Here is a 14190-nt window from a genome sequence, read left to right as displayed (position 1 = left end):
CTACGGCGGGCGCTCGCCGCGCCCCTGTCCGTGTCCGTGCCAGCTGCTCACCGACGCGGATGGTGGTGCGAGCCCAAGTTATGGACAGGGTTACGTCGTGTCCGTGGGTCCGCATCGGCTGTCCGTGAACGGCTCTCGGGGCACCTGCTCCAGATCCTCCGGTGCCGGGCCGATGGCGTTCAGGCACCCGGGAGAAAGAGGCAGAACGGGTGGCCGTGCGGGTCACTCAGGACCCGTACGTCCTTCTGGGGTTGGTGCTCCTGCAGCGTCGCCCCCAGGGCGCAAGCCCGTTCGGTCTCCGCCTCCAGGTCGTCCACCTGCAGGTCCAAGTGCGCCTGCATCTGCTGAGCCCCCGGGCGCTGCGGCCACGCAGGAGCAGTGTGATCGCTCTCCAGCTGGAAGCTGAGACCGGGGCGTTCCTGATCCGGGGCCTTCAGGCGGACCCATTCCGGCTTTCGTTCGACTTCCTGCCAGCCGAGCAGCGCCCGGTAGAAGTCGGCCAGGGCGCAAGGATCAGGAGTACCGAGAACAAAAGCACCGAGCGTTGTAGTCATGCCTCCCAGCCTTGCCCCGACACCCACCCCCACGCATCCTGGGCCCCGCCCCCCCCATGCTCGGCGCGACAGCGGGCCGCAGGTGAGGGCGGTGATCTTCTTCATGGGCTGTCGACGACGCCCCGTGCGGGCCTGGAGCGTCAGGGCCTATGCAGCGTCCAGTGCTGCCGCGGCCTCGGCCACGAAGGGCCCGATCAAACGGATGCAGGCGCGCAACGTCTCCTGGATCACACGGCGGTTGTCCCAGCCAGCGTTCTCCGCCGTAGCCGCCAAAGCAGTCGAGAGCGTGCCCGACATGATCAGCAGGTTCGACGCCGCGACCTGGACTGCAGAGGGACCTTCCAGGTCGATGAGCGTCACCGCACGGCGCAGCTGTTGATGCCGCTCACGGTGAGCGGTCCCGGTCGGGCGTTTCCCGTGAGCCCGCCCGAGCGATGCTCGCCTCTCCCGCTTGACGTGAGTAGACCTGTCTGTCTAATCTGATTCGCGATTAGACAGACAGGTCTACTCACACTTCGGACGGGAATGGTCATGACGAATCTCTCGGTCGTCCCGGCGTCCAAACCGGCGCGTACCTCGGACGCGGCGCCCGCCGACGCCGGATCCGCTTCCGCTGCCGTATCCGCGCGCGGCCGGCAGCTGCCGCCGAACGTGGCGCTGTACGCACTTGCCTCGATCACCATCTCGTTCCTGGCGGCCTCCAGCGCGCCGACCCCGCTCTACGCGGTCTACCAGGCCGAATGGGGCTTCGACCCGATCACCACCACCGTGGTCTTCGGCGTCTACGCGGTGGCTGTGCTGCTCGGGCTGCTCACCATGGGCAAGGTCTCCGACCACGTCGGCAGACGGCCGGTACTGCTGGCCGCGCTGGCGGCGCAGGCCATCTCGATGGTCGTGTTCGCCACCGCCGACGGCGTGTCGGGGCTGATGGTCGCCCGGATCGTCCAGGGGCTGTCGACCGGCGCCGCGCTCGGCGCGATCGGGGCGGGGATGATGGACATCGACCGGCCGCGCGGCACGATCACCAACGCGGTCGTCCCGGGCATCGGCACGGCCACCGGCGCGCTGGTCTCCGGCCTCGTCGTCCAGTTCCTGCCCGCCCCCACGCATCTGGTCTACCTCGGGCTGATGGCGGTCTTCGTCCTCCAGGCCGTCGCCGTCGCGCTGATGGCGGAGACGGTGATCCGCAAGCCGGGGGCGCTGGCCAGCCTGGCGCCGGAGATCAAGCTGCCGCGCGCCGCACGCCGCCCGATGCTGGTGGCCGCACCGGTGCTGTTCGCCGTCTGGGCACTGGCCGGGCTGTACGGATCACTCGGTCCGTCCCTCGCACGGGAGTTGACCGGTTCCAGGTCCGAAGTCCTCGGCGGGCTGAGCCTGTTCGTGCTCGCCGGGGTGGCCGCCGTCTCGGTGCTGGTCCTGCGGAAGGCGGCGACCCGGACGGTGATGCTCACCGGCATCCTCGCGCTGATCGCCGGGGTGGCCCTCACCCTCGTCTCGATCCGCGACTCCTCCCCCACCGGCTTCTTCGTCGGCACCGCCATCGCGGGCGTCGGCTTCGGCAGCGGGTTCCAGGGCGGCATCCGTACGGTGATGCCGCTGGCCCGGCCGCACGAGAGTTCCGGGGTGCTTTCGCTGCTCTTCGTCGTCTCCTACCTGGGCATGGGGGTGCCCGCCGTGATCGCCGGGTTCCTCGTCGTCCACGCGGGCGGACTGACCGCCACCGCGCAGGAGTACGGCGTCGCCGTGATCGTCCTCGCGGCGTTCGCGCTGCTCGGGCTGTTGCGCGGCGGCCGGGACGGGGCGGCGGACCTGCCGGCCGAGCAGGTCGGCGGCAACGCCTGAGGGGTGGCCTCCGGCCAGCACTCGGCCGGAGCATAATGTAGACAGATCTGTCTGAAGGAGTGACCGTCATGGCGAGTGTCCAGAGCACCGCGAAGCCGTCGGCGCGAGAGCGCCTGCTCGCCGCCGCGAACGAGCTGTTCTACGCCGAGGGCGTGCAGAGCGTCGGGATCGACCGGGTCATCGAGCACGCGGGCGTGGCCAAGGCGTCGCTGTACAACACCTTCGGCGGCAAGGAGCAGCTCGTCCGGGCGTACCTCGACACCCGGCACGCGGCCACCGCCGACCGGATCACCCGGGCCGTCGCGGAGCGCGACACGCCCCGCGAGCAGATGCTGGCGGTCTTCGAGTCCCAGGGGCGGCAGTTCGACCGGCCCGACTTCCACGGCTGCGCCTTCATCCGCGCCGGCGCCGAGGCCAGCCCCGGCGGGCTGGTCCAGGAAGCGGCGGACGCCTTCCGCGGCTGGATGCGCGAACTCTTCACCCGCCTCGCCGCCGAGGCCGGCGCCGCCGACCCCGACGCCCTGGGCCGCCAGCTCCAACTCCTCTACGACGGCGCCGGCATCTCCGCCCTGATGGACCACGACTCCACGGTGGCCGCGACCTCCCGCGCGGCGGCGACCGCCCTGATCGCGGCGGCGACGAGCGCACCCGCCGAGGCATGAGCGGCGCTCGGCACGCACGCGGGCCGGGACCCCGAGCGTGAACCACGCAGTGCGCGAGGGCTACTGACGCGGCGTCGGTAGAGCGGCCCGGGCCAATGCACCGGGCCGCCGGCTCCAGTCGGGCCCGATCCGCGGACGGTGCGCCGCAGCCCGCTCGCCCGACGTCTGTCCGCTGGTTTCCCGACCCAGCACCACTAGATGAACGATCTCCAAGGGATCGGGTGCGCGCACAAGGCGGAGCCTAACGTCGGTGTGTGAAGACAGAGTTGGGCTCCCTCGCCACCGCACTCTATGTGAGGACCGACGACCTGCTGAAGGCATCACCGCATCTGATGCCCTGGCGTCCGGCCATCGGGATTGTTCCGCAACTGGCCGATGCCGAGCTGGTCACGCTCGCGATGACGCAGGCCATGCTGGGCTACACCTCCGAGGCCAAGTGGCTTCGCTACGCCCGCTTGCACCTGCGACATCTCTTCCCCTGCCTCCCGCAGCAGCCCGGCCACAACAAGCGGCCGCGCAAGGCCGCCGAGCTACTGCGGCGAGTGACCGGGTCCCGGCCGCCGATAGCTCCGCATGGAGCGACGACGTGTGGATCGTGAATTCCACGCCGGTGGAGTGCGGACGCTCCCGCGAGACCGTCAAACGCTCCGACCTGGCCGGATGGGCCGAGTACGGGTACTGCGCCAGCCACAGCCGCTTCCTTCGGGGCCTGCGCCTGCACCTGGTGTGCACCTTGCAGGGCCTGCGAGTCGCCTTCGCCCTGACCGGGGACAAGGCCGACGAACGCGAGACCCTGCTGGACCTGCTCACCGCCGAACCGGGCCTGACCGCAGCCCGGCCCGGACAGACGCTGATCGGCGACAAGAACTACTTCGGCCGCGACTTCGAGCAGCAGTTGGCCGAGCAGGACATCCGGCTCCTGCGGCCGGCCCGCAAGGACGAGCCGGAACGGCCCGGCGCCTTGCTGTTCAAGCCGTTGCGGCAGGTGATCGAGTCGGTCAACGAGACCTTCAAGGGCCAGCTCAACATCGATCAGCACCGAGGCCGCACACCGGGCGGCGTGATCGCCCGCGTCATGCAGCGCATCCTCGCGCTGACCGCCGCGATCTGGCACAAGGATCACACCGGCCAGCCCGTCCTTCGCTCACTGACGGCCTACGACCACTCACCACAGACCCCTTGGAATTGATCATCTAGGTGACTACGGTTCGGTCACTGGAGGCGACGGTTCAATTCCCGGATCCGACGATGGCGGTGACGCGGATCTCCACGCGCATGGCGGCGAGACCGAGAACCGTGACGCCGGTCTCGGTCCAGATCGGCGCGCGGCCGTTGAGGCGTCGGCGGAACTGCTCGGCCATGACCGTGTTGTGGTCGTCGCCGATGGCGTCATCTCCTGGTGCGACCTTGTGGTAGGAGTTGACGTGGATGACGTCCTTCCATGTCGCGCCGACCGTCGCGAGCGTGCGCTCCACGTTGTCGAAAGCCTGGATGATCTCGTCTTCCAACGAGTCGGGAATGACCAGGTCGTCATCCACCCCGGCCTGGCCGGAGATCTCGACCCGGTCGCCGACGCGGACGGCCCCGCTGTAGCCGAGGGCCTCGTGCAGCTTCTCGCCGTAGCCCGGAGTGATACCGAAGGTGACGGTGCTCATGATGCTCCCTTTTCCAGTCCATAGGGGCGCGTTTCCTCTGCCATGAGTTCACGCGTAAAGTCAGGCTAGCAAACCATAACTTCAAGCGTGAAGTGATGGCGGACTTCGCCGGAAGGGCGGGAAGAGCCGTGAGCAGCACGGAAGAACCCATGAGCGGCATGAGCGAACACGAAGGCGATGAGGAGCTGCGATGGCTCGACGAGCAGGAGAAGGCGGCGTGGACGGGACTGATCTCGCTTGTCCTGCTGCTGCCCGCCAAGCTGGAGTCGCCACTGCGGCAGGAACACGGCCTCACTCTGTTCGAGTACCTCGTGCTCAGCCACCTCTCCGAGGCCCCACAGCGCAAGCTGCGGATGGGAGAGCTCGCCTTCCTCGCAAGCGGGTCGCTTTCCCGCCTGTCCAACGTCATCAAACGCTGTGAACAGCGCGGTTGGGTCGTACGGTCACCCGACCCGGACGACGGCCGTTACACCCTCGCCGAGCTCACCGACGCGGGCTTCGCGATCGTGCACCTGGCAGCGCCCACACACCTGCGCGCCGTACGCCACATGGTCCTCGACTCGCTCAACACGACCGATCAGAAGGCCCTCGCCCGCGTCGCACACAAACTCCGCATCGTCCCCGACGACTTCGGCTGACAGCCGCCCCCGCGCAACGACCTGAGACGAGCAGGTGCCGGGGGTGAAAGTCAGCATGCCAGCAGCACGGCGCAGACCTCGGGGCGCGGCTACCCCCGCCCTACTGGCGTGGGGCCGCCCCACGCGTGTGGGAAGGCACGCCTCCTTCGTCCTTCTCCGTCACCATCCTGATTCATCCGCCGTGCGGTCGGGGCAGTCTCGATCCGACGCGTGCCGCGGTCTCCCGCAGCCAGATGTGGGCGGCGTCGTGCGTGTGCACCGGATGCCACCACAGAGCCTCCTGCAGGGAAACCGCCTCGTAGGGAGGTTCCACGACCCGCACGGGGGCGATCGGCGCGAGCAGGCGGGCGAGCCGGGCCTGGACCATGGCGATGCGCCGGGTGCCGGCCACAAGCAGCGGCAGCAGCTGGAAACTGTCGACTGACACCTCCACACGCGGCTCAACGCCGAGCATCCCGAGCTGACGCACGGCCGGTGCGTCGTACGTCCGCTGGTAGGTGACCCACGGCAGGTCGGCCAGGTCCTGCCGGGTGAGCCGGTCCGTGACGGACGGGTGGTCGTCGGCGACCACGAAGACCCACCGGTCCTCGTAGAGGTCGGTGGCGGGGAAGTCGCTGATGACGCCGTGCGGCATGAGCAGCCCGTCGACCGCGCTGAGCAGAGTGGCCGTGTCGTCGACCACCGTGGGCGGGGTCTGCGCGAAACGCAGCCTGATGCCGGGGGCCTCCTCGTGCACGACGCGGGCGAGTTCGGCGCCGAAGACGGAGACCGCGTAGTCGGACGCCACCAGCTTGAACTCACGGCTCTCCTCGGCCGGGTCGAACTCGGCCTGGCTGGAGAAGAGGCGCTCGAGGACGTCGTAGGCGGTGGAGGTGCGGTCGAGGAGCACTTGGCCGAGAGCGGTCAACTCGTAGTGGCCGCCGACGCGGGCCAGCAGGTCGTCGTCGAAGTGACGGCGCAGCCGGGACAGCGCGGCACTCATGGCGGGCTGGCTCAGTCCGACGCGCTGCCCGGCGCGGGTCACGTTGCGCTCCTCCAGCAGGGCCCGCAAGGCGACGACGAGGTTGAGGTCCAAGCGGGCCAGATTCACGGATTTTCCCTTGCTGTACGACTTCGGACAACTCTGACCAGCAGAAATCTTCCTGGTGGATGACTGGCATCCACACAATCTATTTCCCTGATCACCGGTGGCGGGTCCAGATTAGTCCCACCGCAATCAGGAGGACATGTCCGTGAAGCCTGCCCCCGCATCCCCGCTCTTCGCCGGCCCTTTCGCCCTGGCAACGCTCTCGGCCCCGGGCGGTCCCGCGTTCCCCGCGCTGGTCACGCCCCACGAGCGCGTCGTCGATCTGCGCGACGCCCTGGACGACGAGCGGCTTACCGTACGACGACTCCTGGCGCACTGGCCCGCGGTGCTGCCGCGGCTGCGGGCCTTGGCCGGCGACGACGCCCTGGCACACAAGCCACTCGCGCAGTTCCAGGTGCACGCTCCGGTCGAGCCGCGCCAGGTCTTCCAGTCCGGCGCCAACTACCGGCAGCACGTCATCGACCTCCACGTCGCGCACCGCGCCCCCGGCGACGACCGGCCTGAGGACGAGCGGCGCGCGGAGGCGGCCGAGATCATGGACCGGCGTGCCGCGGAGGATCTGCCGTACGTATTCATCGGGCTGCCGAGCGCGATCACGGGACCGTACGACGATGTCGTGCTGCCCGGCTGGGCCAAGAAGCCGGACTGGGAGCTGGAGTTGGCGGCCGTCATCGCCAAGCCCGCCCACCGGGTGTCGGTCGAGGGAGCCCTGGGCCACGTCGCCGGGTACACGATCGCCAACGATCTCACCGACCGCGCGACCGTCTTCCGCCGGGACATGCCGCAGATCGGCACCGACTGGCTGCGCAGCAAGAACGCGCCGGGGTTCACTCCGCTCGGCCCGTGGATCGTTCCCGCCGAGTCGATCGCCGACCCCGACGACCTGCGGCTGGTCCTGAAGCTGAACGGCGAGACCATGCAGGACGAGTCCACCAAGGACATGATCTTCAACGTGGCGCGCATGGTGTCCTACGCTTCGCAGAGCGCTCGACTTCTCCCCGGTGACCTGGTGTTGACCGGCTCGCCTGCCGGAAACGGAATGCACTGGGGTCGTCTGCTGCGCGACGGCGACGTGATGGACGGCTCGATCACCGGGCTCGGCGCGCAGCGCACCCGCTGTGTGACGGAGGCGGGGGCGTGACCGCCGGACCTCTGGACCGCGACGATCCCGAGGGCGCGATCGCCGAGGCCGCCAAGGCGTACTCGAACTGGGGGCGCTGGGGCGAGGACGACCGGCTCGGTACCCTCAACTTCCTCGACGCGGCCAAGCGCCGCGAGGGCGCGGCGCTCGTGCGACGGGGTGTCAGTTTCTCCCTCTCGCAGCGGTTCGACATGGACGGCCCGCAGAAGGGCTGGCGGCGGCGCACCAACCCGGTGCACACCATGCTCGACACCGGCACCGACGCCGCCCTCGGCAACCAGGGCTTCCCGCACGGCCTGGGTGGCGCCGACGACGTGATCGCCATGCCCCTGCAGTGCTCCACCCAGTGGGACGGGCTCGGCCACATCTTCGACCACGGCAAGGCGTGGAACGGACGCCCCGCCGAGAAGGTCGTCACCTCCGACGGCGACCTCGTCACCGGCATCGAGCACATGGCCCCGCACGTCGCCGGACGTGGCGTCCTCCTTGACGTGGGCCGCGTCGTGGGCGAGGACGGTGAACTGCCCGACGCCTTCGCGATCACCGAGGAGCATCTGACCCGGACCGCCGCGGCGCACGGCGTGACCGTCGGCCGGGGCGACATCGTGCTGGTGCGCACCGGACGCCTCACTCGCGCCCGGCGCGAGGGCTGGGGCGACTATGCCGGCGATCCGGCACCCGGCCTCTCGTTCACCACGGCCGGCTGGCTGCACCGCACCGAGATCGCCGCGATCGCCATCGACACCTGGGGATTCGAGGTCCGCCCGAACGAGTTCGAGCACGCCTTCCAGCCCTTGCATCAGGTCGCCATCCCCAATATGGGTCTGCTCATCGGCGAGATGTGGGATCTGGACGTACTCGCCGCCGACTGCGCACGCGACGGCGAGTACGGCTTCTGGCTCACCGCCGCTCCCCTGCCCATCACCGGCGCCGTCGGTTCGCCGGTCAATCCGGTCGCCGTCAAGTAGTCCTCGACCTTTCTGAGGAACACAGGAGTTCCCCTATGAGCAGTTCCCCTATGAGCACACCCCGCACGGTCCTCGTCATCGGCGGCGGCGCGGCCGGCAACGCCGCCGCGATCCTGCTGCGCCGCGCCGGAGTCGCGGTCGACCTGATCGAGGCGAAGGACGACTGGAACGCCACCGCGGGCTCCGGCATCACTCTCCAGGGCAACGCCCTGCGCGTGCTGCGTGAACTCGGCGTGTGGGAGCAGGTGGAGAGGTTCGGCTACGGCTTCGGCGCGGTGGGCATCACCGCCCCCGACGGCACCGTCCTGCACGTCGCCGAGGACCTGCGCACGGGCGGCGACGACCTGCCCGCCACCGTCGGCATGCAGCGCTCGCGGCTGCAGCACGTTCTCATCGACGCGGTGCGCGCCAGCGGCGCCACCGTCCGCCTCGGAGTCCGCGCCACCTCCCTGGACCAGGACGCCGACGACGACGGCGTCACCGCTCGCTTCACCGACGGCACCGAGAGCCGCTACGACCTGGTGATCGGCGCCGACGGCATGGGCTCCGCCACCCGCGCGGCCATCGGCATCCCGGACAGGCCCGAGCCCACCGGCATGGCGATCTGGCGGATCGCCGCGCCTCGCCCGGCCGGAGTGACCCGCACCGACCTCGCGTACGGCGGCCCCGCCTACATCGCCGGGTACTGCCCCACCAGCGAGAGCATGCTCTACGCGTACGTCGTCGAGGCCAACCGCGACCGCGCCTCGATCCCGCCGGCCTCGTACGCCGACGAGATGAAGTCCCTGGCACGGCACTACGGCGGCCACTGGCCCGAGATCACCGAGCACATCACCGACCCGGCACAGGTGAACTACACCTGGTTCGACCGGATGCTGGTCGAGGGCTCCTGGCACCGTGGCCGCGTCGTCCTCGTCGGCGACGCCGCGCACTGCTGTCCGCCCACCCTCGCCCAGGGCGCGGCCCTGTCGATGGAGGACGCCTGGGTGCTCACCCAGATGCTGTCCGCCGCCGACACCTGGGACGACGCCCTGCTCCAGGCCTATTACGAGCGGCGGATCACCCGCGTACGGCCTGTCGTGGAGGCATCCGTGCAGCTGGGTCAGTGGCAGCTCGACGGAGTCCGTGATGCCGACGTGCCCGGCCTGATGGGCCGCACCATGGCCATTCTGCGGGAGCTGCCGTGACGACGACAGTGCCCACCGTCGACGTGCACGCCCACGTCCTGCTGCCCGAGATCGAGGCGCTGGTGGACGGCCTGCCCGGCCTCGCCGCGGCGAAGGCCCTCGACGCCCGCCGTAACGGACCGGCCGCCCTGAAGGTCAACGGCCCGATGATCGGCGAACGCATCGCCCGCCTCACCGATCCATCCGTCCGCCTCGCGGCGATGGACGCCCAGGGCGTGGACGTCCAGCTGGTCAGCCCCTCCCCCTCGCACTACCACTACTGGGCGGACGAGGATACGGCCGAGAAGGTGTACCGGCTGGCCAACGAGGCCACCGCGTCGCACTGTTCGGCCGCGCCGGACCGGCTGCGCGGCATCGGCCTCGTACCGCTCCAGCATCCGGAGACCGCCGTGAAGGCGCTTCAACACGCTCTGGCCCAAGGGCTGTCGGGGATCGAGATCTCCAGCCACGCGCCCGGTCGCGAGCTCTCCGACCCGGCGTACGAATCGCTGTGGGCGCAGGCGGAGGAGACCGGCGCGATCATCTTCCTGCACCCCTTCGGCTGCACCCTCGACGAGCGCCTCGACCAGTGGTACCTGTCCAACACCGTCGGCCAGCCCGCCGAGAACGCCGTCGCCCTCTCTCACCTGATCTTCTCCGGAGTCATGGACCGCCATCCCGGCCTGAAGATCATCGCGGCGCACGGCGGCGGATACCTCCCCACCCACGTCGGCCGCTCCGACCACGCGTGGACGACCCGCCCCGACGCCGGATCCGGCTGCGCCCACCTGCCCAGCAGCTACCTCAAGCGTCTCTACTTCGACTCACTCGTCCATAACCCTCACGTGCTACGGGAGTTGGTGCGCGTGGCCGGGGCCGACCGGGTACTGCTCGGTTCCGACTTCCCCTTCGACATGGGCACCGAGGATCCGGTCGGCGCGCTGCGTGCCGCCGGTCTGTCCGACACCGAGCTCCACGCCATACGCGGCGGCAACGCGGCCACTCTCCTCCGGAAGGACTGATCATCATGAGCGGACGTCTGCTCACCCACCTGCGGCACGTCGACCTGGCCGTGCCCGACTACGACAAGCAGGTCGACTTCTACTCCGGCGTCTGGGGCCTGACCGAGGTCGCCGAGGACTCCGGCATCTCCTTCCTCGCCGCCGAGGGCTCCCCCGAGCAGTACGTCGTACGCCTGCGCAAGGCCGACGAGAAGCGCCTTGACCTCGTCTCCTACGGTGCGGCGTCGGCGGCGGACGTCGACACTCTGGCCGAGCACCTCCTCGCCGGCGGCGTGCAGTTGATCTCGCAGCCCGGCAAGGTCGATACCCCCGGCGGCGGTTACGGCTTCCGCTTCTTCGACGTCGACGGACGCACCATCGAGGTATCCGCCGACGTCGAGGTCCGCCGCCACCGCAAGATCGAGGAGAAGGAGGCCATCCCGGTCAAGCTCTCCCACGTCGTCCTCAACTCCCCGGACCTGAACCGGACCCGGGAGTGGTACGAGCGTCACCTCGGTTTCGCCCTCTCGGACACGCTGTCCTCGCCGCACATGGGTGAGGTCATGCACTTCATGCGGATCAGCAACCAGCACCACTCGATGGCCATCGCCCAGGGCCCCCACACGGCCCTGCACCATGTCTCCTTCGAGATGCGCGGCCTCGACGAGTACATGCGCGGCTCCGGCCGGGTGATGCGCGCCGGGTACCAGAAGATCTGGGGTCCCGGCAGGCACATGGCGGGCGACAACACCTTCACCTACTTCCTCGACCCGCAAGGCAACACCGTGGAATACACGACGGAGTTGGAGCTGCTCGACGAGGACACCTGGCATCCGCACGTCTACGACTTCTCCCGGCCCGAGGTCACCGACCAGTGGGGCACCGCCAACCCGATGAACGAACTCGTCGCCAAGGAGTCGTTCAACGACGTCGACCGCGGCGTGTTCGTCGCCCCGCCGGTCTGATCCCACCCCGAGTTCCGTGGGCGCGGTGGCCCTGTCCATGCCCTGGCTCACCGCCGCGCCCCCGGCGCCGTCTCGCCAGGAGTGCCCATGCGATTCGCCACCTACGCACACCAGCACCGCACCCGCGTCGCCGTCGTCGAGGAGGACGGCATCCTCTGCCCACTGCCCGGCGCCGCGTCGCTCGCCGAGTTGATCCGTTCCAGCGGCGGCCTGGCCGGTCTTCTCGAGGCCGGTGCCGCCGCGCTGGACGCGCCGCCCGGCCCGCACGTCTCCCAGGTGCGGCTGCTGCCTCCGCTCCAGCCCTCCTCCGTACGGGACTTCGTCGCGTTCGAGGAGCACGTGGAGGGTGTGCGCCGTTCGGTCGACGGTGTCAGCGGCGTCCCCGACCAGTGGCGCGCCGCGCCCACCTTCTACTTCACCAACCCGCACGCGATCTACGGACCCGACGACGCCGTCCCGATGCCGCCCGGCTCGGCCGTCCTCGACTACGAGCTCGAAGTCGCCGCCGTCATCGGCCGCGAGGGCCGCGACCTCACCCCCGAGCAGGCTCGCGACCACATCATCGGCTTCACGGTTTTCAACGACTGGTCCGCCCGGGACCTCCAGTCCGCCGAGATGAAGGTGGGACTCGGCCCCTGCAAGGGCAAGGACACCGCCACCACTCTCGGCCCTTATCTCGTCACCGCCGACGAACTCGACCCGTACCGCGACGGCGAAGGCTTTCTGCGCCTGGCCCTGACCGCCGAGGTCAACGGTCAGGTGATCGGCGAGGACCTGCTGTCCAACATGAGCTGGACCTTCGAGGAGATGGTCGCCTACGCCTCCCGCGGCACCCGCGTCGTCCCTGGCGACGTCCTCGGCTCGGGCACGTGCGGCAACGGCGGCTGCCTCGCCGAACTGTGGGGCCTGCGCGGCGAGCAGATTCCGCGGCCCCTCAAGCCCGGCGACACGGTCACCCTCACCGTCGAAGGCATCGGGACCCTCACCAGCACCGTCGTGGCCGGCGCCGAGCCGATTCCGCTCCCGGCAGGACGCCGTCGCAGCCGGGAGCGTCCGTGAATCGGAAGCGCCTGCTTCGTGCACGGACGGACTCTCAATGAGTGCTTGGTCCGGTGATCGGTGTTGGGTTCCGGGTTGGGTTCCGCCACAGCTGTGCAGGCTCTCGCGGCCCTTCACATAGGGTCGGACCCACGATGAACAGCAACGATCCCTCCGCCACGCCCTCCAAGGCCGACAAGGCGACCGTACGGCGGCACAACCTGAGTCTGGTGCTGCGCACGGTCCATGACGCGGGTGAGGCGACGCGCGCCGGGGTGGCCGCTCGGGTGGGACTCACCCGGGCCGCGGTGTCCTCGCTCGTGGACCAGCTCCTCACCGAGGGGTTCCTCACCGAGTGGGGCAAGACGTTCAGCGGGCAGGCGGGCCGGCCGGGCACAGCGCTGCAGGTGGCGCGGACCGGGTCCGCCGGGCTCGGGGTCGAGATCAACATCGACTACGTGACGGTGTGCGTCATCGACCTCGCCGGTACCGACCGCGTACGCCTGGTGGAACGCACCGACAACCGGGGCGCCCCTCCCGCCACGGTCCTGGCCCGGGCGGCGCGGCTCGCGTCCCGGGCCATCGAGTCCGCCGCACAGCAGAAGCTGCACCCCGTCGGTGCCGAACTGGCCCTGCCCGCCCTGGTCTCCGGCGGTACGGTGCGGCAGGCGCCGAACCTGGGCTGGAACCGGGTGGCCGTGGAGGGGCTGTTCGCGCAGGCGTTGACGGCGCTGCGTCCCACACACCGCGCACTGCCCGTCAGCGCCGGCAACGAGGCGAATCTGGCAGCCATGGCCGAGCTGTGGTTCGGCGACGGCGACGACCCCGTGACCAGCTTCATCTACCTGACCGGCGAGATCGGTATCGGCGGCGCCCTGGTGCTCAACGGCCGACTCATGCGGGGTGCCCACGGGTTCGCCGGTGAGATCGGGCATGTGGTGGTGGAGCCGGACGGTCCCGAGTGCCGCTGCGGTGCGCGGGGCTGTCTGGAGCAGTACGCGGGACAGGCGGCGCTGTTGCGGGCGGCGGGTCTCGAGGAGAGCGCGGGCCTGGCCGGACTCGCGGAGCTGGAGCGCCGGGCGCGCGAGGGCGAGGCGCAGGCCCGGCACGCGATCGAGGAGGCCGGGCGCCGCCTGGGCCGGGTCCTCTCGGGCGCGGTGAATCTGATCGACCCGGACGCGGTGATTCTGGGCGGTGTCTTCCGCGACCTCATGCCGTGGCTCGCCCCCGCCGCCGACGAGGAGCTGACCGCCCGTGTGGTGTCGGGCCTGTGGACGCCTGGAAGCAAGCGGCTGCGGGCCTCGTCCTCGTCCGCTGACGCGGCGCGGGGTGCGGCCGCGCGCGTGGTGCGCGAGGTCCTGGCGGACCCGGCGGCCTACGTGGAGGGGGGGGGGGGGGGGGGGGGGGGGGGGAGAGAGGGGGGGGGGGGGGGGGGGTGGGGGAGGGGGGGGGGGGGGGGGGGGGGGGGGGGGG

General features: G+C 70.2%; 13 protein-coding genes and 2 pseudogenes. 11 read left to right on the top strand and 4 right to left on the bottom strand.

Annotated elements, in window-relative coordinates:
* Nucleotides 1-179 precede the first annotated feature (179 nt).
* Together ACZ5CR_RS26570 and ACZ5CR_RS26565 are read right to left on the bottom strand one after the other, a co-directional pair.
* Nucleotides 180-554: a VOC family protein gene (locus ACZ5CR_RS26570; RefSeq protein ID WP_468861699.1), complete on the bottom strand. Its 375-nt coding sequence runs from the start codon at nt 552-554 to the stop codon at nt 180-182.
* 147 nt (nt 555-701) lie between these two features.
* Nucleotides 702-914 carry a hypothetical protein gene (locus ACZ5CR_RS26565; protein ID WP_468861698.1) on the bottom strand — a complete coding sequence of 71 codons (213 nt, stop codon included), beginning with the start codon at nt 912-914 and terminating at the stop codon, nt 702-704.
* Between the two features lie 171 nt (nt 915-1085).
* On the opposite strand from ACZ5CR_RS26565, the gene ACZ5CR_RS26560 reads away from it, so the two are divergent.
* The 3 genes and pseudogenes from ACZ5CR_RS26560 (at nt 1086) to ACZ5CR_RS26550 (ending at nt 4247) form a co-directional block, all read left to right on the top strand.
* Complete coding sequence (locus ACZ5CR_RS26560) at nt 1086-2396, top strand: MFS transporter (RefSeq protein ID WP_468861696.1); 1311 nt, start codon at nt 1086-1088, stop codon at nt 2394-2396.
* Between the two features lie 68 nt (nt 2397-2464).
* Entirely contained in the window at nt 2465-3058 is a 594-nt protein-coding gene (locus ACZ5CR_RS26555) for a TetR/AcrR family transcriptional regulator (protein ID WP_468861693.1), read from the top strand.
* A 254-nt stretch (nt 3059-3312) separates the two neighbouring features.
* A pseudogene (locus ACZ5CR_RS26550) lies at nt 3313-4247 on the top strand (IS982 family transposase).
* Nucleotides 4248-4287: 40 nt separating this feature from the next.
* On the opposite strand, the gene ACZ5CR_RS26545 reads toward ACZ5CR_RS26550, so the two are convergent.
* The gene (locus tag ACZ5CR_RS26545) at nt 4288-4713 is read right to left on the bottom strand and encodes a Rid family hydrolase (RefSeq protein ID WP_468861691.1); all 426 of its coding nucleotides are present in this window, start codon (nt 4711-4713) and stop codon (nt 4288-4290) included.
* Nucleotides 4714-4841: 128 nt separating this feature from the next.
* Here ACZ5CR_RS26545 and ACZ5CR_RS26540 point away from each other — a divergent pair, with 128 nt between their 5' ends.
* A complete protein-coding gene (locus ACZ5CR_RS26540; RefSeq protein ID WP_468861688.1) occupies nt 4842-5351 on the top strand; it encodes a MarR family winged helix-turn-helix transcriptional regulator in 510 nt (169 codons plus the stop codon).
* A gap of 172 nt (nt 5352-5523) precedes the next feature.
* On the opposite strand, the gene ACZ5CR_RS26535 is transcribed toward ACZ5CR_RS26540, so the two are convergent.
* Nucleotides 5524-6441, bottom strand: a complete 918-nt coding sequence (locus tag ACZ5CR_RS26535; protein WP_468861686.1) for a LysR family transcriptional regulator — start codon at nt 6439-6441, stop codon at nt 5524-5526.
* A gap of 136 nt (nt 6442-6577) precedes the next feature.
* Between ACZ5CR_RS26535 and ACZ5CR_RS26530 the strand changes: the two genes are divergently transcribed.
* The 7 genes and pseudogenes from ACZ5CR_RS26530 to ACZ5CR_RS26500 all read left to right on the top strand — a co-directional run.
* Nucleotides 6578-7579 (top strand): fumarylacetoacetate hydrolase family protein, encoded by a 1002-nt coding sequence (locus ACZ5CR_RS26530; protein ID WP_468861684.1) that lies wholly within the window; start codon nt 6578-6580, stop codon nt 7577-7579.
* Complete coding sequence (locus tag ACZ5CR_RS26525; protein WP_468861681.1) at nt 7576-8547, top strand: cyclase family protein; 972 nt, start codon at nt 7576-7578, stop codon at nt 8545-8547. The genes ACZ5CR_RS26530 and ACZ5CR_RS26525 overlap by 4 nt, the downstream gene beginning before the upstream one ends.
* Nucleotides 8548-8597: 50 nt before the next feature.
* Complete coding sequence (locus ACZ5CR_RS26520; protein WP_468861765.1) at nt 8598-9734, top strand: FAD-dependent oxidoreductase; 1137 nt, start codon at nt 8598-8600, stop codon at nt 9732-9734.
* Entirely contained in the window at nt 9731-10735 is a 1005-nt protein-coding gene (locus ACZ5CR_RS26515; protein ID WP_468861678.1) for an amidohydrolase family protein, read from the top strand. Before ACZ5CR_RS26520 ends, ACZ5CR_RS26515 begins: the two co-directional genes overlap by 4 nt.
* Nucleotides 10736-10740: 5 nt before the next feature.
* Nucleotides 10741-11679, top strand: coding sequence for a VOC family protein (locus ACZ5CR_RS26510; protein ID WP_468861676.1), 939 nt, complete (start codon nt 10741-10743; stop codon nt 11677-11679).
* An 87-nt stretch (nt 11680-11766) separates the two neighbouring features.
* Nucleotides 11767-12738, top strand: a complete 972-nt coding sequence (locus ACZ5CR_RS26505; RefSeq protein ID WP_468861674.1) for a fumarylacetoacetate hydrolase family protein — start codon at nt 11767-11769, stop codon at nt 12736-12738.
* 134 nt (nt 12739-12872) lie between these two features.
* Nucleotides 12873-14114 (top strand): annotated as a pseudogene (locus ACZ5CR_RS26500) (ROK family transcriptional regulator); the annotation flags it as partial.
* Between the last annotated feature and the right edge of the window lie 76 nt (nt 14115-14190).

The sequence above is a fragment of the Streptomyces sp. NPDC031274 genome, from assembly GCF_055570235.1.
Note: the sequence above shows the minus strand (reverse complement) of the source record. Positions and strands in the feature narration are given on the sequence as shown.